The organism is Paenibacillus sp. KS1, from assembly GCF_001680695.1.
Classification (GTDB): Bacteria; Bacillota; Bacilli; order Paenibacillales; family Paenibacillaceae; genus Paenibacillus_B; species Paenibacillus_B suaedae.
Genome location: NZ_MAIS01000019.1, coordinates 1 through 19,181, shown reverse-complemented (window position 1 = coordinate 19,181; position 19,181 = coordinate 1). Strand labels below are relative to the sequence as shown.

General features: G+C 43.8%; 20 protein-coding genes. All 20 read left to right on the top strand.

Annotation, left to right across the window (positions count from 1 at the left end; translation table 11 throughout):
• Nucleotides 1-47: 47 nt before the first annotated feature.
• Nucleotides 48-1,208, top strand: a complete 1,161-nt coding sequence (locus BBG47_RS08675) for a sensor histidine kinase (protein WP_065291415.1) — start codon at nt 48-50, stop codon at nt 1,206-1,208.
• 8 nt (nt 1,209-1,216) lie between these two features.
• Nucleotides 1,217-1,936: a response regulator gene (locus BBG47_RS08670; protein ID WP_021257133.1), complete on the top strand. Its 720-nt coding sequence runs from the start codon at nt 1,217-1,219 to the stop codon at nt 1,934-1,936.
• Between the two features lie 97 nt (nt 1,937-2,033).
• On the top strand, nt 2,034-2,471 hold the full coding sequence (locus BBG47_RS08665; protein WP_065291414.1) for a glycosyltransferase: 438 nt from the start codon (nt 2,034-2,036) through the stop codon (nt 2,469-2,471).
• A 273-nt stretch (nt 2,472-2,744) separates the two neighbouring features.
• A complete protein-coding gene (locus BBG47_RS08660; protein WP_065291413.1) occupies nt 2,745-4,883 on the top strand; it encodes a helicase-related protein in 2,139 nt (712 codons plus the stop codon).
• The gene (locus BBG47_RS08655) at nt 4,876-5,778 is read left to right on the top strand and encodes a ComF family protein (RefSeq protein WP_065291412.1); all 903 of its coding nucleotides are present in this window, start codon (nt 4,876-4,878) and stop codon (nt 5,776-5,778) included. Before BBG47_RS08660 ends, BBG47_RS08655 begins: the two co-directional genes overlap by 8 nt.
• 211 nt (nt 5,779-5,989) lie before the next feature.
• The gene (locus BBG47_RS08650) at nt 5,990-6,403 is read left to right on the top strand and encodes a TIGR03826 family flagellar region protein (RefSeq protein ID WP_065291411.1); all 414 of its coding nucleotides are present in this window, start codon (nt 5,990-5,992) and stop codon (nt 6,401-6,403) included.
• Nucleotides 6,404-6,662: 259 nt separating this feature from the next.
• Nucleotides 6,663-6,938 carry a flagellar biosynthesis anti-sigma factor FlgM gene (gene flgM, locus BBG47_RS08645; RefSeq protein ID WP_065291410.1) on the top strand — a complete coding sequence of 92 codons (276 nt, stop codon included), beginning with the start codon at nt 6,663-6,665 and terminating at the stop codon, nt 6,936-6,938.
• 14 nt (nt 6,939-6,952) lie between these two features.
• The gene (locus BBG47_RS08640) at nt 6,953-7,450 is read left to right on the top strand and encodes a flagellar protein FlgN (protein WP_065291443.1); all 498 of its coding nucleotides are present in this window, start codon (nt 6,953-6,955) and stop codon (nt 7,448-7,450) included.
• Nucleotides 7,451-7,550: 100 nt separating this feature from the next.
• Complete coding sequence (flgK, locus tag BBG47_RS08635) at nt 7,551-9,116, top strand: flagellar hook-associated protein FlgK (RefSeq protein WP_065291409.1); 1,566 nt, start codon at nt 7,551-7,553, stop codon at nt 9,114-9,116.
• Between the two features lie 14 nt (nt 9,117-9,130).
• The gene (gene flgL, locus BBG47_RS08630; protein WP_065291408.1) at nt 9,131-10,024 is read left to right on the top strand and encodes a flagellar hook-associated protein FlgL; all 894 of its coding nucleotides are present in this window, start codon (nt 9,131-9,133) and stop codon (nt 10,022-10,024) included.
• 11 nt (nt 10,025-10,035) lie between these two features.
• Entirely contained in the window at nt 10,036-10,608 is a 573-nt protein-coding gene (locus BBG47_RS08625; RefSeq protein WP_065291407.1) for a DUF6470 family protein, read from the top strand.
• 68 nt (nt 10,609-10,676) lie between these two features.
• The gene (gene fliW, locus BBG47_RS08620) at nt 10,677-11,102 is read left to right on the top strand and encodes a flagellar assembly protein FliW (RefSeq protein ID WP_065291406.1); all 426 of its coding nucleotides are present in this window, start codon (nt 10,677-10,679) and stop codon (nt 11,100-11,102) included.
• 2 nt (nt 11,103-11,104) lie between these two features.
• Nucleotides 11,105-11,344, top strand: coding sequence for a carbon storage regulator CsrA (gene csrA / locus BBG47_RS08615; protein WP_065291405.1), 240 nt, complete (start codon nt 11,105-11,107; stop codon nt 11,342-11,344).
• A gap of 158 nt (nt 11,345-11,502) precedes the next feature.
• Nucleotides 11,503-12,324: a flagellin N-terminal helical domain-containing protein gene (locus BBG47_RS08610; protein ID WP_065291404.1), complete on the top strand. Its 822-nt coding sequence runs from the start codon at nt 11,503-11,505 to the stop codon at nt 12,322-12,324.
• A 79-nt stretch (nt 12,325-12,403) separates the two neighbouring features.
• Nucleotides 12,404-12,739: a flagellar protein FlaG gene (locus tag BBG47_RS08605; RefSeq protein ID WP_065291403.1), complete on the top strand. Its 336-nt coding sequence runs from the start codon at nt 12,404-12,406 to the stop codon at nt 12,737-12,739.
• A 14-nt stretch (nt 12,740-12,753) separates the two neighbouring features.
• Entirely contained in the window at nt 12,754-14,241 is a 1,488-nt protein-coding gene (gene fliD / locus BBG47_RS08600; protein ID WP_065291402.1) for a flagellar filament capping protein FliD, read from the top strand.
• 42 nt (nt 14,242-14,283) lie between these two features.
• Nucleotides 14,284-14,667 (top strand): flagellar export chaperone FliS, encoded by a 384-nt coding sequence (gene fliS / locus BBG47_RS08595; protein ID WP_083189168.1) that lies wholly within the window; start codon nt 14,284-14,286, stop codon nt 14,665-14,667.
• The gene (locus BBG47_RS08590; RefSeq protein WP_065291401.1) at nt 14,667-14,966 is read left to right on the top strand and encodes a hypothetical protein; all 300 of its coding nucleotides are present in this window, start codon (nt 14,667-14,669) and stop codon (nt 14,964-14,966) included. Before fliS ends, BBG47_RS08590 begins: the two co-directional genes overlap by 1 nt.
• 35 nt (nt 14,967-15,001) lie before the next feature.
• Nucleotides 15,002-18,196: an IPT/TIG domain-containing protein gene (locus tag BBG47_RS08585; RefSeq protein WP_065291400.1), complete on the top strand. Its 3,195-nt coding sequence runs from the start codon at nt 15,002-15,004 to the stop codon at nt 18,194-18,196.
• A gap of 68 nt (nt 18,197-18,264) precedes the next feature.
• Nucleotides 18,265-19,181: flagellin lysine-N-methylase (gene fliB, locus BBG47_RS08580; RefSeq protein WP_065291399.1), on the top strand; the 917-nt coding region annotated here is incomplete at its 3' end.

Genomic DNA, 19,181 nt, shown 5'->3' with positions numbered 1-19,181 from the left:
GGATGAAATTCCATTCATCCTTTTATGAACGAGGAGACCGAACGTTAGTGGATAATCAAGTCGATGTCATTGATCGCGTCATTAAGAACGCCATCAAAGTGATGGAAGAGAGCAAATATCAGATTTACGAAATATTGGATTCGTCTCGGAATGAAGCGATTGCTATGAACGCAGAACTGCAGATGGTTATGGATCAGACTGCTGAAATTTGTGATAAGGTGGACGAGCTGGAGCGGAACTATCGTCTAGCTCGTCTGCGTTTGACAGATGTGAGCCGTGATTTTGTCCGGTACACCGAGGAAGATATCAAGCAGGCCTATGAAAAGGCGACGCAGATGCAGCTTGAGCTGATGATGTATCGGGAGAAGGAAGGTTACCTGAAGACACGGCGGGACGATATTCAGAAACGATTGCGCGCGATTGAGGGCTCTGTGGAACGAGCAGAGACAATTGGCTCTCAGATGAGCGTTGCGCTTGAATATTTATCCGGTGATTTGAGTCAGGTAACACGTATTTTGGAATCCGCCAAAACTCGGCAGCTGCTCGGATTGAAGATCATTCTGGCACAGGAAGAAGAACGGAAGCGGATCGCACGTGAAATTCATGACGGCCCTGCACAGTCTCTTGCTAATCTAGTGCTTAGGACGGAAATTGTAGAAAGAATGCTAAATAAGCAGGAATTTGAAATGGTGCAGAACGAAATAGTAGATTTAAAATCGCAGGTTCGTTTCGGCTTAGAAGAGATCCGCAAGGTGATCTTCAATTTACGTCCAATGGCATTGGATGATTTAGGGCTTGTACCGACTCTGCGCAAATTTATACATGACTATGAAGATAAGCACAGAATTAAGACTTCATTCGAGGTTAGAGGGCAGGAACGTCGGCTGCGTTCTGCGATGGAAGCAGCTATTTACCGGTTGGTTCAGGAGGCTTTCACCAATGCAGCGAAGCATGCGCATCCATCTTACGTTACATGTGAATTGACGTATGACGAAGAGGAAGTACGTGTAATCGTTCGTGACAATGGCTTTGGTTTCAAGGTAGAGTCTCTGGAAGAAAAATCGAAAGAGCACGCTCATTTTGGCCTGCTGGGCATGCAGGAGCGGGTGGAGCTGCTCGAAGGCCGTATGGAAATTCATTCGGCGGAGAACCGTGGAACTCGCATCGTGATACAAATTCCGACGAATGTGGAGAAGAGAGAGGAGTAAGCAACCTTATGGAGAATCGTAAGAAGGACATAGAAACAATAAAAGTACTCCTTGCTGACGATCACCAGCTCTTTCGTGAGGGCTTGAAGCGTATATTGAATATGGAGGACGATCTGGAGGTCATTGGCGAATGCGGCGATGGCATTCAGGTGCTGGAATTTTGCAATAAGGAAGTGCCGGACGTTGTTCTAATGGATATTAATATGCCTATTGAGAATGGCGTGATTGCTACAGAACGATTGCGTGATATTTTTCCGGATGTGAAGGTGATCATCCTTTCGATACACGATGATGAGAGCTACGTATTCGAAACGCTGCGGAAAGGGGCTTCCGGATACCTGTTGAAAGACATGGAAGCGGAGTCTTTAATTAATGCTATTCGTTCGGTTGTGACAGGGTACGCTTACATCCATCCGAAGGTAACGGGCAAGCTTATCCAGCAGCTTCGACGGATGACACTGCTTGATGGTAACGGAATTGTGAGCAGTCAATCGAGAGATGCAGGCGTGAAGTTCATTGCTGCAGAAGATAATCCACTGACAAGACGTGAAGCCGAAGTGCTTCGCTTGATGGCGGAAGGCAAGAGCAACAAAATGATTGGTGAATTCCTATTTATTAGTGAGAAAACCGTTAAGAATCATGTCAGCAGCATCCTGCAGAAAATGGAGGTTGATGATCGAACCCAAGCGGTCATCAATTCCATTAAGAACGGTTGGGTAACCTTATAGCACACCGTCCCTAGAACTGAATCACAAGGCTAGCTGGCGTTTGTCCGTCACCTCGGCATCTATTGCGGCATACACTTGGTAGTAAGGAGGTGGCCGCATGATCGCAATGCTATGTTGGATTGTGGGATGCTTCGGACTCGCGGTAGCAGCCGTTCATCTGGCTCATCAATGGAGGCAGCTCGTACGCGGCGCTAGACCTGCGCCTTGGATGCATGTCGTGCTTGTGACGGAAAATGATGAACGCCATATCGAATGGGTGATTCGTGCGTATAGTTGGTTTGCTTGGCTGAAAGGACGCAAGCTGCATTTCACGTTTGTCGATAGCGGTTCCACGGACGCTACGTTTCCGATTGCTTCACGTGTAATGAGCGTCTACGATGTGAGCTGGAACTTACTTGTGATTCAAAGGAATGAGCTGGAGGCAACACTGCAGGGCTTGAAGCAGCGAGCAGCGGAAGAGACATTAATTGTAATTGAGCCACGGAGTACAGAGGATTGGCGGAAAATTCCCTTCAAGGCTCGAAGTGCCTTGTAAGCGGTGTTGTTCGGGGAAATATGGAATATATTGAACCGAAAATACTACAAATACAGTTAAACTTGGGAAGTTTACTGAAGTTTAGGGTTGTCAGAATCCGTCGATTCGTATACAATTTTATACAAATACGATAAGGCGCTGGGCATGAAGCACATGCCACCCGATTCCACGGGTGGGGTGTGCTTTTTTTGCGTAATTTGAGCAGATGCGCATCCAGATATCAAGCAGCAAGCATGCTCCGGTGAGCCGTATGGCGAAGGAGAGGGAATGGTCATGCAAGTAAGAATTTATGCCGTGCGCACGGAGTACGGATGGCACTCGGGGATCACTGTAGATTGGCGCATAGATGTGCGCTATTGGTTAGCAGGGGAAGGGAGTCTGCCCCGTGGATCGAAACTCGTTGTTTTGCATCAGCAGCTGCCGATTCAAGTTGGCATCGCTGTATTGGAACATTTCATGCCAAGCGAAGCTATGGAGCGTTGGGGAGAGCAGGGCTGGGTTCGTTATTTTGCTGATATTCTTTCCCCGTGTGTGGAGGAGTTTGAAGAAGAAGCTAAGCGGAGGCTGATGCAGGAGCATCTAGCTGTTGCGATTATCGAAGCGCCATATTCGGAGCCGACCTCCAAGCTGTTCGTCATGGAAGAGCAGAAGCCTATGTATCGGGTCGCAGAACAATCCGTGGCCTATGCAACAACACAATGGGATGCGAATTCATCTGGGCTGCCTGCTTCTTTCCTTGGGGAAGGTGTGTCTCAGGCAGGAGTATGGTCCGCATTGCATGCTGATGCTTATCGTATCGCCTATGGAATTCGTGGTCGATTGCTTTTGGATGAAGAATTGATTCAATTCCTGCGGGATGCGGGAGCGGAACATTTAATTGCGAGCAGATATTCGCTCATCCAGTGGGGGTGGCTGCATGGCTGGGTGGAGCTGAGGGCAGGGATGTCATTTACTCGCCGGGATGACGGCGGTAAACTGCCTACTGCTAGCCGTATTTCCCCGCTGAAACGAGTCATGCGATCCCTCTATAAAGCCTCGGTTACGATTTGCTGCGGACGCTGTGGGAGTTCAGAGGGTTTAAGCAGCTCCACTTGCTCGACTTGCCATTCTTTACAATGCTGGACGTGTACACAATGCTTGAATGTGGGGCGCTGCCGGTCTTGTGCTATTTTGATTGCTGGCAAGCTGTATCGAGGTGACGACAGTGCCGCAGCGCTTATTTCGAATCGGGAGGAGCAGTTAGAGAAGTGGGGGCTTGCTCCAGCGCAGTTAGAGGCGAGTAGACAGGCATTGGATTATATTGATAGAGTTCGTGCGAGGAACCAATTTGCTGGGCTGTCTGAGATGAATACATCTGGACGTAGAAGTACGGTACAGGGAACAAGGGGCAATTTGCGTAAGGGCGCCTTTTTATTATGGGCTGTAACTGGGGCTGGAAAGACGGAGATGATTTTTCCGCTCGTGGAGGACACGCTGCTGCATGGTGGACGTGTATTGATTGCCACACCGCGACGTGATGTTGTACTGGAATTGAAGCCGAGGATAGAAAAGGCGTTTCCTGCACAGAAGGTCGTTACGTTGTATGGAGGGAGTCCGGAACGGTGGCGACATGGTGATATTACTATCGCGACCACCCACCAGCTGATTCGTTTCGAGGAGGCCTTCGAATTAGCTATTATCGATGAGCTGGATGCATTCCCTTATCATAATGATCCTATGCTGCAACGTACAGGAGAACGCGCTTGTACGCCCGGAGGTGTGTTCGTCTATTTATCTGCGACACCACCAGAGGCGATGCAGCAGGATGTTCGAAGAGGCAAGCTCTCTCATGCGAGGGTGCCAGTACGTTTCCATCGTCATCCACTTCCTATCCCGATAAGGATCACAATGCCTTCGGTTGCTCAGTGCTTATCTGCACATGGGCTGCCAGCACTGCTGCTGGCATGCATGAATCATTCCGTACGTAGAGGTGCCCAACTGTTTGTATTCCTTTCTCGTATTCGTCAAGTAGACCCGCTTGTGCGCCTGCTGCGTGAACGTATTCCCGGTGTCCATATCGATGGAACGTCAGCGGCAGATGAGAGTCGAGGGGATAAGGTAATTCAATTTCGAGAACGGAACATTCGTGTGCTCGTCACGACAACGATTCTGGAACGAGGTGTAACGGTACCGATGAGCGATGTATTCATTCTCGACGCGGACGATCGCTTGTTCGATGCAGCTTCACTTGTACAGATGGCAGGCAGAGCAGGGCGTTCGAAGGATGATCCTGCAGGATTGGTCGTGTTTGGATCCCAACAGTGGAATCGATCACAGCGGTCAGCAGTTCGGCAGATTCGGGACATGAATCGGATTGCAGCCAGAAAAGGATATTTGTTGCCAGGAGCGGACAGGAGACAGCGAATTGGGTAGCAGAATGAGATGTGGGGACTTGCTGGAGAAGATGTATGGCAGGATGCTTAGTCCGAGTCAGCAATCTTGTATCATTTGCAAAAGATCCATTCGGATGAATAATACGGCTTTACGTCCACTTTATCCTTACGAACAGAGCCTTATGTCTCTGGTCTGCTATAAGTGTGTCAATCTAATCCCATGGATTCGCGCATTAGGCTGTGCAGATTGCGGACGGGCGATCCGCTGTCCAGATTGTCAGCGTCATCCTTTGCGAAATGACGGTCTAAGAGCCAATCGAAGCTTGGTGCGATATGACGAACAAATGAAGCAATGGCTGTCTCAGTATAAATTCAAGGGAGATCGGGTGTATGAGCTGCTCATGGTCAGGATGATGCAGCTTGCCTATGAACCGCTGCTGTCCACCGTGTGGGAACGGCGACGAAGCATTAGAGGTGGTGGGATCACTGCGTTGTTCCAGGGCAAGCGGGAGGCGATTCTGCCAGATCTCATTACATATGTACCATCTACTCGGGAGCGCATCCAAGTTCGCGGATTCAATCAGGCAGAGCAATTCGCACGGGCGCTGGGAAGAGAATGGGGAAGGCCGGTCGTAGAGCTTCTGGCGCGCACACAGGATGCAGAGAAGCAGAGCAAGCAATCTCGAATAGGTAGGGAGCGCAGCATATCTCATGCGTTCGAGCTGCATCAATGGGCGGGGAGAAGCCTGCAGGAGGTCTGGAGTGCTTTTATGGCAAGAGAAGGGAGCTCTGTGGCTGAATTGCGTCTACTTCTTATTGATGATGTATACACAACGGGAAGTACGTTAAGAGCCTGCTCACGCGAACTATCTTCCTTATGCAAGTATCTTGACTGTCCGGTCTCGATTGTCAGCTATACGTGGGCGAGGGCATAGAGGAAGAGGAGCGCAGTACGACAACCCGTATAGGGGGTGAGCAGCGGCGATTACGGTTTGGAAGGCTGAGGAATGAGCTGCGGCCACAGCTTGCAAGAGACTGCTCCAACTGCTGTGTAAAGAGGGCAAGGCTTATGGATAAAAATTTGCTCGTCATCTGCCGAATATTGATATATGATGAAGAAATGAAGCATCGAAGGAGGCGAATGACATGGAGCTGAGCAATTGTCTGCGCTGCGGAAAACTTTTTGCCAAGGCATTCCGGGATCTCTGTCCAAACTGCTTGAAAGAAATCGAACAGGAGTATGAACGCTGTGCTGCTTATCTGCGTGAAACGCGTCAAGCCACGATGCAGGAGCTGAGTGAAGCAACAGAAGTAAGCGTTCGTCAAATCACGCGTTTTATTAAAGAAGGACGCATTTCTACATACCAAGCACCGAACTTGGCCTATGAATGTGAAATTTGCAGCCAGCCGATTCGCGATGGGAATATGTGCGAATCTTGTCGAAGTCGCCTTGTGAAGGAGTTAACACAGACAGTAGTCGGTGCAGAAGAGGTGAAGGAAGCTCCTCGCATAGGGGATGGCGCCTACCGGGTCATTGATACGAAACGGGATCGTGATTAATTCAAATTTGGAGTTTGTCAATAACAAACCTCTCTGTAATGAGATTTTTTAGATTAAGTTCATAATATTCATGACATTACATCTAAATAATTCTTGACACTGCGCCGATAATCTTAGTAAAGGTTATCGGCTTTTCTTATTGATAAGATGGAATGAAGCAGTAATGGAGCAGTCAACAGGCAATATTGAAAGATGTAATGGGTGCTTCATCAATGATGGATAGCGATATAAGTTTGTCTTATGGAACGAGGTGAATGGGATGAAAATTAATGAAACACAGCGTCTTGGCGCGATCCAATATTCTCAGAAACAACAGGCAATGAATCGTGCATCACAGAAGCCTTCCCGTAAGGATGAGCTGATCATCTCGACTGAAGCGCAGGAAATGCTAGAAGCACAGAACCGAGTAAACGATCCTGCACGCAATGCGCGCATTGCAGATTTGAAGAAGGCGGTATCCACCGGAACCTATCATGTGGAAGCGGACAAGATTGCAGAGAAGCTGCTTCCGTTGTTCCGTAAAGAGAACGAATGAGCGGAGGAACAGGTGTGAGTGTGCAGCAAATCATTGGATCACTAACTCTTCTGAACGATTTGCACAAGCAACTGCTTGATATTGCAGAAGAGAAGAAGCAAGTGATCATCAAGAACGATGTGGATGGCTTGTCGCAGCTGATGACGAAGGAATCCAGACTGTTGAAGCAGGTTGCGGAGGCCGATGAGGAGCGGCAGCAGGCAGCACAGGAGTTCATACTGGAGAAAGGCATACGATCCCAGTTGAATTTGACGGTGACAGAAATTGCTCGACTTGTATTCCAAGCGGAGGAACGCGTGGAATTGCTGAATATACAGCGGGATTTGTCCGAAACCCTACATAAGCTGAAGGAAAGCAATGTTATTATCCAGGAGCTGTTGCAGCAATCGTTATCCTTTGTTGAATACTCCTTGAATCTGTACATGAGCCGACCAGAGGATGAGGTTGTATATCAGCATCCAGCACAGGCCAGCTCGAGCACACCGCGCAGTATGTTCGACACAAGAGCGTAGAAGCAAGGATGAAAGCAAGGTATAAAGGTACAACTTTACCTATTAGATTACAGATAGAAAGCTGAAGTGTGAAGCTACGGAGAAAGTGAGGAAGCGAGCGATGCGTTCGACTTTTCATACATTAGAGATTGGTAAGCGGGGCATTATGGCCCACCAGACGTCCATTAGCACAACCGGCCACAATATTACGAATGCGAATACGCCTGGCTATTCCCGTCAAGTGGCAAGACTGACGGCTGCACGTCCGATTGATTATCCGGGCATGTATAACTTATCTAAGAACCCGAACCAATTAGGAATGGGTGTCGAGGTGGATAGTATCCGCCGAGTGCGTGACTTCTTGCTGGATATCGAATATCGAAATCAGAATACGGTGCATTCTACATGGAAGGTGAAGCAGGAGACGCTTGGCAACATCGAAGGTGTGTTCAATGAACCTTCTGATAACAGCTTGGCGAAGAGTGTATCGGAGTTCTGGAATGCTTGGCAGCTGCTCAGTAAGAATCCGGTTAATTCCGATCTCTCCGCGCGCACCGTTGTACAACAAAAAGCGGTTGCATTGACAGAAACGTTCAACCATATCTCGAACCAGTTGAACACGTTGGAGAGTAACTTGACTGAGCGAATAAATGTAAAGATTGGCGAAGCCAACAACTATATAACTCAAATTTCAGACCTGACACAGATGATTAAGCGCATCGAAGGTCTTGGCGACAATGCCAACGATTTGCGGGACAAGCGGGATTTGCTGGTCGATCAGCTATCCGGACTTGGGAACGTGAATGTTGTTGAAGGGGAAGAAACGTATCAAGTAACCTTTGGCGGCACACTTGTCATTGATAATATGGCGATGACGCCAATTACGGACGGCGACATTGGAGCATTAACAGATGGTGAGATTAAAGGCTACGTGGAATCGAGAGATATTCATGTTGCTGAATATAAACGTCAATTGGACATTATCGCGAATACGATTGCCAATGGCCCAGTAGAGGTTACGCTGCCGGCGGGAACTATCTTGCCTCCAGGGGTATCCATACCGAATGCGGTGGTGGATCCATCTAACCCACGTAAGCTGCTGAATGATACGAAGTACACGGTAAACGGTTTGAATGGTTTGCACAAGATGGGCTATGCCCTGCAAGAGCCAGCTAAGCAAGGCGGCGAGTTCTTTGTATCGCAGAATGGTGGACCTATCACTGCAAGCAATATGAGAGTAAATGCGGACATTTTGAGTGATGTGAAGAACATAGCGGCTTCGATGCGCACAGAAGTACGCCAAGGCCCAAATGGAACTACGCAAGAAGTACCGCTGCAAGGAAACGGCGATATGGCTTTGCTTATTGCCAGTTTGGCGGAGAAGGTATATAGCTTTTCGGAACCAGGAGCAGTTACGAAATCCGCGACGATTAACAGCTATGTGCAATCCGTCGTGGCGCAGCTCGGTACGGACGCCGATCATGCAACGAAGATGGTAGAGAACAGCTTGTTGCTGGCGGATCATGCAGACAGCTTGCGTCAAGCAGTTAGCAGTGTATCCATGGATGAGGAAATGTCGGACTTGATCAAATTCCAACATGCATACAGCGCTTCATCCCGGATTATTACTACGATGGACGAAATGTTGGACAAGCTCATTAACGGCACCGGCGTCGTTGGCAGATAAGGAGGAAGAGTAACATGCGTATAACACAATCAATGATGAGCAGCTCCATGATGAAGAACCTACAGAACAACTATAAGCGTCTGGATAAATATCAAGAGCAACTCATGACGAACCGCCGCTTGAACCGTCCTTCTGATGACCCTGTCGGCGTGGCGAGTGCCCTTCATTATCGTGCGGAGATTAGTTCGACGACACAGTTTACGGAGAATGTGGAAGATGCGGATTCGTTCATGAAGTTTACAGATACTGTAATGAACGAAGCAACACAAATTGTACAGAAGCTGTCTGAGCTGGCTGTACAGGGTGGTACAGATACGGTTCCCGCTGATGCTCGCGAAAATATTGCGCGGGAAGTAGAGCAGTTGTACACACATTTGGTTTCTTTAGGGAACTCCCAATTTAAAGGGCGCTATATATTCAACGGGCAACGTACGAATCAGCAGCCTTATCCGGAAGATCCAGCTAACGAAAAATATACATTAGATGCTGGTGTAGTTCAGTATCAAGTAGGTGCAGGGATATACGTGGATGTTAATATGTTAGGCGATAAGGTGTTCGGGAAGTTTGGGGATGCCGACAACTTATTTACAATTGTTAATGATATGAAGACAGCTCTGCTTAGTGACAATACAGGTGGGATTGCAGGCGCAATTCCGAAGCTACAAGGAGCTTTGGAAAAGTTGGTCATTGGACAAGCGGAGGTTGGGGCTAAGCAAAATCGATTGGAATTTACAACAAGTCGTCTGGAAGATCTTAACATGAATTATGTTTCATTACAGTCTGCTACCGAGGATATTGATATGCCAAAGGTAATAACGGAATTGAAGACCGCAGAAAGTATATTCCAAGCGTCTCTCGACACAATTGCCCGTATTTCACGTCCAAGCTTGCTAGATTTCTTACGATAGGGTGATGTGATGTGAATATACCTCATATCCAGATAAATCAGCAATTCTCAAGGGTCGGGCTAGAGCGTGAGGCGGGTATATTAAATATTGAAACACCGCCTCCTCAACTAGAGATCTCTCAACAACAAGTAGTCGTTCGTATGGATCATAGTGATAGCAAATTAGAAATTGATTCACGGAAAGCGTGGTCAGCCCTGGGGAAAGCAAGATTTGAGGAAGTGACGGATCGAATTGCTCAAGAATCACTTCAAATCTCCATGCAGAATATTGCTAACTTGGCTAGTGAAGGCGATCGTATGATGGCATTTCATAAGAAAGAAAACGCATTTTCCGAGATTGCTAGAGAGCGGATGTTCAGACAGTACCCAATTGAAATTTGCGGGCCGCCGAACTACGATAATGTCGAGGTGGAGTTTACTCCAGGTGAATTGAAGACAGAGTGGAACCCTGGAGGTGTACAGCTTAATTTCGAGAGCACCAAGCCGAAAATTGATTATTATCCTGGCAAGGTAAATCCGTATTTGATTCAAAAGAATTATATCTTTTTCTCAAGTAGCGGTAAGCAATTGGATGCAGTAGTATAATGAGGATGAAGTAGCTATATAGAACGCAAGATGTTCTTTATAGCTATTTTATTTTGGGAGGGATATAAATGGAAGTTAAGTCTTCACGTCTTGGAATATTACAAGTAAAAGAGGAAGATATCATTACGTTTCAGAACGGCATTTTAGGGTTTCCAGAATCGAAGGAGTATGTATGGGTGCATTCTATTGAGCCTGATTTGCCAATCGAGTGTTTGCAGTGCACAATAGACGAACAATTTTCATTTATGATCGTCGATCCATTTTTGTTTGCTCCAGAGTATGTGTTCGATCTCAGTGAAGGAATCAAGCAGTCGCTGGAAATTACTTCAAAAAACCATGTTATTGTCCGGGTTATCCTTACAGCAAGACCAGACAATAGAACCACTTTAAATTTAAGAGCGCCTCTTATTATGAACGTAAATAATAACCGCGCCACACAAATTATTTTAGACGGCCCTCAATATCAGTTGCAATATCCAATAGGGAGGGGATAACTATGCTGGTTCTGACAAGAGCCAAGGGTCAGAAGATTATGATTGGACAAGATATTGTTCTAACCGTAGTAGAGGTGAATGGTGATCAGGTTCGACTTGGGATTGCAGCTCCTTCAGATGTCCCCGTCTATCGAGAAGAAATTTTTCAAAGTATTAAGGAGCAAAATGGGATTGCTGCAAATTCAAATATCTCGAAGGAGCAACTCCAAACTATTGAAGAATTATTAAAGAAAAAAAGTTGAATAAAAAAGTCAATTAGCTATAAATTTCGACTAATAGATGCCGATATATATATTAGAAGGTCATACGAATGATTCTATCGGCCGAAGAACTACGTTGACCAATAGGGTGTGAGCAAGGAAGCGAACACCATAACACGATTCCAGGGAGGAACTTAATCATGCGTATTAACCACAACATGGGTGCCTATAACGCGCACCGCCAATTGACTACCAACAACACTCAACAAGGGAAATCCCTTGAAAAATTGTCTTCCGGTTACCGTATTAACCGTGCAGCGGACGATGCAGCAGGTCTTGCTATCTCCGAGAAAATGCGCAACCAAATCCGCGGTTTGGAGCAAGCTTCCAAGAATGCTTTGGATGGTATCTCCTTGATTCAAACTGCTGAAGGTGCATTGAACGAAACTCATGCAATGTTGCAACGTATGGGTGAATTGTACACTCAAGCTGCAAACGAAGTGTTGACTGATGAAGACAATAAGAAAATCGATTCGGAAGTAAAACAATTGACAGAACAAATCTCTGCAATTGCTAACCAAACAAGCTTCAATACTAAAAACTTGTTGGGAGACAGCGCTCCAACTGACATTACATTCCAAGTTGGTGCGAACAAAGATGAAACTATCAAGTTGACATTGTCTAAAGCAACTGCTGCTGAGCTTAAAGTTGATAATTTGACAGCACTTGATGGCAAAAATGCTACAGCAACTGGCAACCTTGAAAAAGTTCAAACGGCGATCGACTCTGTTTCCAAGATTCGTTCCGACTTGGGTTCTGTACAAAATCGCTTAGAGCATACAATTAACAACTTGGGAACAACTGCTGAAAACTTGCAAGCTGCTGAATCCCGTATCCGTGATGTTGATATGGCTAAAGAAATGAGCGAGTTCACGAAGAACAACATTCTTCAACAAGCTGCTACAGCAATGCTGGCGCAAGCTAACCAACAACCACAAGGCGTACTTCAATTGCTTCGTTAAGATTTTTCTGGGAAGCCGGCCGGTATCAACCGGTCGGCTTCTTTAATATTCGATGAAAACAAAAAAAGGGGTATTGAAGATGAGGGTGGCGCAACATTTTACCGTATGGCCAACTCTTTCGCAAATTCAGACTGTGCATATTGAAAAATCGGATCAACATTCTCTGCAGGAATCAAATTTTATCCCTATCGGGATGCGGAAACTTGACAGTGTCGTCGAGCAGGGGAATAAAGCTTTGAAGAGCGTAGACACCTACTTAAAAGTGTCAGTTCATGAAAAAACCAAACAGATAGTTGTGAAGATAATTGATACAGCTACGGACGAAGTGATCAAAGAAATACCACCTGAAAAATTTTTAGATCTTGTTCACAGTTTGTGCGAGCAACTTGGAATATTTGTTGATGAAAAGAGATAGGAGGGAAGGAGAAAATGATTAATCCAATCCGTCTTTCTGGAATGTCATCCGGTTTAGATACAGATAAAATGATTAACGATTTGATGAAAGCAGCGCGGCAACCTGCCAATAAGCTGAAACAGCAAAAACAAACGCTAATGTGGCAGCGTGAAGAATATCGAAACATGAATTCCATGATGTCTAGCTTTAAAAATTTGGCAGATAAGTTACGCTTTTCTTCTACATTTAATAAATTATCAGCTTCAAGCAGCAACAATTCCGTAATTACTGCATCGGCAAATTCGTCGGCAGGGAATGGAAGTTATGTTGTAAAAGTTGATCAACTTGCGACTTCCTCCACTAACGTCGGAGATGCATTTAGTTCGGCAGTAGATTTAAAAGCGAAGGGCTTAACAACAGGGGAATTTTCAATTACGGTAGACGGGAAGGAGCAGAAATTCGAAATTAATGCTGATTCTACGCTCGAGTCCGTAATGAATAGTGTGAATAAGGCTAATATTGGCGTACGCATGAGCTTTGATAGTATAAACAAAAGGTTCATGTTAACGTCGGCGAGTACTGGGGATATCTCTACTTTCTCCATAAACGATAGTTCTGGATCGCTTTCTACAAATTTCAATATACAAGCAGCTAATACTAATGTAGGTCAAAACGCTAAGGCAACAATAAATGGCGTAGCTATGGAGATGGCTAATAATTCGTTTGAATTTAATGGTGTGAAATTTGATCTTAAAGGTGTTTCCTCATCAGAAGTAACGGTTACGGTAACTAGAGATACGCAGGATCTGGTGTCCCAGATCAAAGATTTCGTTGAGAAATATAATGAAATTGTGGATAAAATTCAAGCGAAAACAACAGAAAGACCAAACCGGAACTATTATCCACTAAGTGACGAGGAAAAGGAAAGCATGAAAGATAGCCAGATTCAGTTGTGGGAATCTAAGGCTAAAGCGGGTTTGTTATATCGGGATGATATTTTGCAAGACGCGATGAATTCACTCCGCAGAGATTTAACGAGTCCCATAAAAGACATTTCTGGCGCTATTAAATCTTTAAAAGATATCGGAATAACTTTTAAACCATTTGTTCAAGGAAACACGAAGGATTTAGCAAAAATCCAATTAGATGAGCAAAAGCTTCAGGATGCAATAAATTCAAATCCTGACGAAGTCATGAAATTGTTTACCAAGTCTAGTAATCTAGACTCCAAAGATCCGAATTACAGATCAGAAATTGGATATGGTGAGCGACTGTACGACACCTTGGGCAACTCAATGAAAAAGATTACAAAAAAAATCGGATCGGGTTCGGTTTCAGATGCTGTCGATGGCAGTATTTTTGGTAATAGATTACGTGATATGAACAAAAAGCTGGATTCCCTTGAAGACAAGCTTAAAATGACAGAAAATCGTTACTATAAGCAATTTACTGCAATGGAAAAGGCTATTCAGAAATTAAATAGCCAAGGTTCATGGTTAGCGCAACAATTGGGACAAGGCTGATTATAACAATCCGGAAATTATTTGTGTAAAGGGAGATGCTTCATGATACCGATGAATTACCAACAACAATACTTGAAAACCAAAGTAGAGACTGCTAGCCCAGGTGAATTGACACTCCTTTTATACGAAGAATTGTTTAGGAAATTGAGTATGGCCAAAAAATCATTTCATATGAATCAATTCGATGAAATGATGCCTAAAGTTCATGGAGCGCGTGAAATATTATTTGAGTTAATCTCTACATTGAATATGCAATATGATATTTCCAAACAGCTATATGCGTTATATGAATATTATTTGTATTGCATTAATCAATTTATTATCTCTAAGAACGAGAAATTTCTTGAAGAAGTTATCCAATTTGCAAAGGATTATGCTGAAACATGGAAGCAGGCATTACAAATTGCCAAAAAGGGTAACAGCTAATGAACAAGTATGAAGTAGGAAAACGTATCATTGATATTTACAACTTATTTCTGAATACAATGAAGGCAGAGTTATATTTGCAGCATGAAGAAGAGTTGGATGAATTATATGAATTATTGCAACTTGACGGTGAAGTAACGGAATCTTTACTCGAACTCTATAAAGAAATATTGATTCTAAATCAACAGGTGGCACAACTGCTTCAGCAACTCCAGTCAACGAATCGAAAGATGCAACAAGTATCGTATAATTCATATGCCCAAGCTACGGATTCTTATTTTATGGATAAAAAAGGGTAAATATACTTTAGTTTAATGAAAGTGGAGGAGTTATTGTGAGAAAGGTTAAGCACATATTGGCTATTGTGCTCACATTGCTAATTGTAACTGCACAGATCCCTATCCAGGGTGCATATGCAGCGAGTGATTATGTAACAATGACTAGAACAATCAATCCAGCTAGTATTCTGGTAGGAGAGGAAGCAGAGGTTCAACTTGGCATACAAGGTACGCCGCCGGTAAACGTCGTAAAACCAAATGATGTAATTCTTGTTATTGACAAGTCAGGAAGTATGGGCCCTGACTATGGTCCAAATAACGGCGAGAATAAGATGAAAAATGCAGTTGATGCTGCCAAAGGGTTTGTAGATTTAATGGATTTCAAGAAGCATAGAGTTGGGGTGGTTGATTTCAGTACAAAAGCCGACTCTTTTGAATTAACTTCTGATCCTCAAGCTGCAAAAAATTACATTGATACTATTAAAGCAAATGGCAGTACGGCAACAGGGGATGCAATTGATAAAGCAATCAAGTTGCTAGAAAATCATCGCCCAGATGCACAGCCTGTAATTGTCCTGATGACAGATGGTGCAGCCACAGTAGGCGGAGATGGCTTGGATGCATACAAATATGCATTGAAAAAAGCGGAACAAGCCAAAGATGCAGGTATTGTATTTTATACGATCGCATTGCTTTCACCGAAGGAAGATCCTATAACTAGTGCCCCTAACAAGTTGATGATGGATATGGCAACGACTGCACATCATCATCATTTTGTTCTGGGATCAACGGGATTATCTGAAATTTATTCAGCCATTGTAAAAGAAATTGGTCTTGCCAGTGCATATGATGTGACTGTAACTGAAGTTGTAGACGACGCATTTGAAATTGTACCAGGTTCATATGAACATAATATACCTAAACCACAGGTTAACGGCAACACCTTGATATGGAACTTTTTGGAGTTAAAAACAGACAAGCTTCAGTTTACCTATAAAATCAAACATAAATCCGATAAGGGGGCTGGAAAGTTCTCTGTCACAAACTCCAAATCTATTATCACATACAAGGATTATACTGGTGCACCTAGAAACTATTCACCAGATAAGACGGTTCTTGAAGTCAAGTACCCAGCACCAACGATAACAACCGTTACTCCAGATAAAGCCAAAATTGCTGGCGGAGAAAAAATAAAGATTGCTGGAGAGCATTTTAGACCAGGATTAAAAGTAATAATTGGAGGCATCGAAGCTTCCGATGTATCATTGGTTAATGATAAAGAGATTGATGCAACGGTTCCTGTAGGCAAGCAGGGACAGACAACATTACAAGTAATCAATGATGATCGCCAAGCAGCGACTGCACCCTTTAATTACCTTGCAGATCCTGAAGTTTCAAAGATTGACCCAACATCTGGCCCGCTTGCTGGCGGTACTAAAATAATGATTACTGGCAAATATTTTTTACCTGGAATTAAAGTGAAAGTTGGCGAGAATTATTCCCCAACTGTGACTTATCATAGTGATGTTTACTTGCACGCAGTTACACCTGCCGGAGTAAAACCTGGCTTGGTTAATATCACAATTGAAAATCCAGATGGCACACAATCTGAATTGAAAGATGCATTCCGATATAATGAGCCGCCGAAATTGGAATTAAAATCGGTTTCCCCAGCTGAAGGGATAACTATTGGGAATGAGACCGTTACTTTAGAGGGCCAATTATTCGAAAAAGGCACTAAAGTATTTTTTGGAGATAAAGAAGTTGAGAAAGTTACTTACTACTCGGGAGAAAAGTTAACTATTCAAACGCCAGTTTGGGCAAAAGAAGATGCTATTGACGTAAAAGTCGTTAATCCAGACGGTAGTGAGTCAGTGCTCGCACAAGGCTTCAAATATCTTTTACCTCCGCCTCCGAAAGCACCTTCTGTAAGCAGTATTACGCCAAAGAATGGTCCAATGGAAGGCGGAACAATGGTTTATATTGACGGTAGTGATTTTGTAGAGGGTGTTAAAGTCCTATGGGGTGGAATTGAACTTCCAACAACTTTCATAGGGAAGAATAGACTCTCAGTTCGTACGCCAAGCTGGAACGCTCCAGAGAGCATCTCGATTAAAATAACTAATCCAGATCTTCAATTCGTTGAAGTTCCAAACGCATTTACGTATGATGCACCACCTGAGTATCCAGCTCCAGTTGTTACGGCTGTGAACCCGAATCATGGGCCGATGGCAGAACCAACGATTATTTATGTTGACGGTAAGGATTTCCAAAAAGGTGCAAAGATGTTCTTTGTGCATAATGGAAAAGAAATAGAACTTAGTGCAAACTATGTAAATGCTGGTCGTATGTCGGCCCGTACTCCAGTGGTAGACTTTAATGGAACTGTTACTATTAAAGTGGTTAATCCAGATGACAAATCAGGCGAACTAGCGGATGGCTTTACCTATGATGCTCCACCTGTATATCCGGATCCTGTGATTCAAAGCATTACACCGAACAGCGGCAATAAAAATGGTGGTGTCCTTGTAGAAATTGTCGGCACGGACTTCCAAAAAGGTGCAACTGTTACTTTTGGTACGACAACAGTAAAATTGGCTGCATTTATGAGTCCAACTACAGTAAGGGCTTACGTTCCTGCTGTAACTGATGCTGGAAGTGTTGATGTAACTCTAACTAACCCAGATGGGAAGTCGTCTACTCTACCAAACGGATATACGTATGAGGAATTCAAACCGGAGATTACGAAAGTGTCCCCTAATCATGGACCAATGTCTGGTGATACAATCGTTTATATTGACGGCATGTATCTGGAGAAAGGACTTAATGTAACCTTTAATAATAGTCCAGTAAACTACACATATGTAAATAGTTCCCGTATTTATCTCCGTACTCCTGCAACGACAACACCAGGAAAAGTTGAAATCGTGATAACGAATCCATCAGGGGCTTCAACAAATGCGGAATTTACTTACGACGAACCGCCTGCACTACCGAGTCCGACATTGCGTTCTGTATCTCCATCTTCTGGAGCATTATCTGGAGGTACGATCATCTATATTGACGGTTCAAATTTCGTTAAAGGAATAAAAATTGTATTTGATGGAGTAGAGTATCCAGCTGATTACGTCAATTCTGGAAGAATAAAATTTAGAGTTCCTGCTGCAGGTGCTCCTGGAGTAGTAAGCTTTAAAGTTATAAATCCAGATGGAAAAGAATCAGATACTTCATTAAACTTTGAGTACAAATAATGAGAAAGGGATCTTCTTAGGGGAAGATCCCTTTCTTTAAGCAATAGATGGTTTAAGGAGTGAAAAGAGTGAAACAAGTTACGCTACTGCCTGTTTACATGAAACAATTCTCCTGTATTGGTGGGGATTGTGAAGATACATGCTGTTCAGGTTGGAGAATTGACATTGATAAAGCGACATACAAAAAATACAAAAATGTCAGGGAACCTGGAATGAAAACCAAGCTTAGTCAAGGACTGACAAGGAATAGAGCTCAAGCAAATACGTCTGGAAGCTATGCCTACATAAACTTGGATAGTAATTGCATGTGCCCGCTATTGAATGAAAAGGGGCTTTGCGGGATTCAGGAGAAGTTAGGCGAGCATATGTTATCATCAGTATGCGCAACTTATCCAAGAGTATTAAACAGTGTAGACAGTATTGCCGAAATGTCTGCAAAACTATCTTGTCCAGAAGCAGCAAGATTAGCATTATTAAATCCTGGGGGCATTGATTTTGAAGAGCTTGAACAAGATATTAAATCCGAATGGATTGTTGCAAAAAGTATTGGAAAGCAAGAGCCAACTTTTAAGAAAGAATTGCTCTGGAAACTTAGGGTTCTTGCGATAGATATTATTCAAAATCGTAAAATGGCGATTAGCGATCGATTAATTATGCTAGGTTTGTTTACTGACAAATTGCAAAAATATCTTGGAGAGGAACAGTACGATCAAATAAGTGAACTGATTAAAGAATATTATGTGAAAATGAATCATGAAGGTTATATTGATAGTTTTAATCAAATTAAAATAAACTTGAAGCTTCAAACTAGAATAATTACAGAATTGGTACAAATAAGAGCAACTATGGGTTATTCTACGGATAAAACCACGGTTTTCCATAATAATATGGTTGCAGGACTAACTTTAGGGAAAAACGAAGATGTTGATATACGAGAATTAATTGAACAGAATTTTTCGTTAAATTATAAAAATCACTATCAACC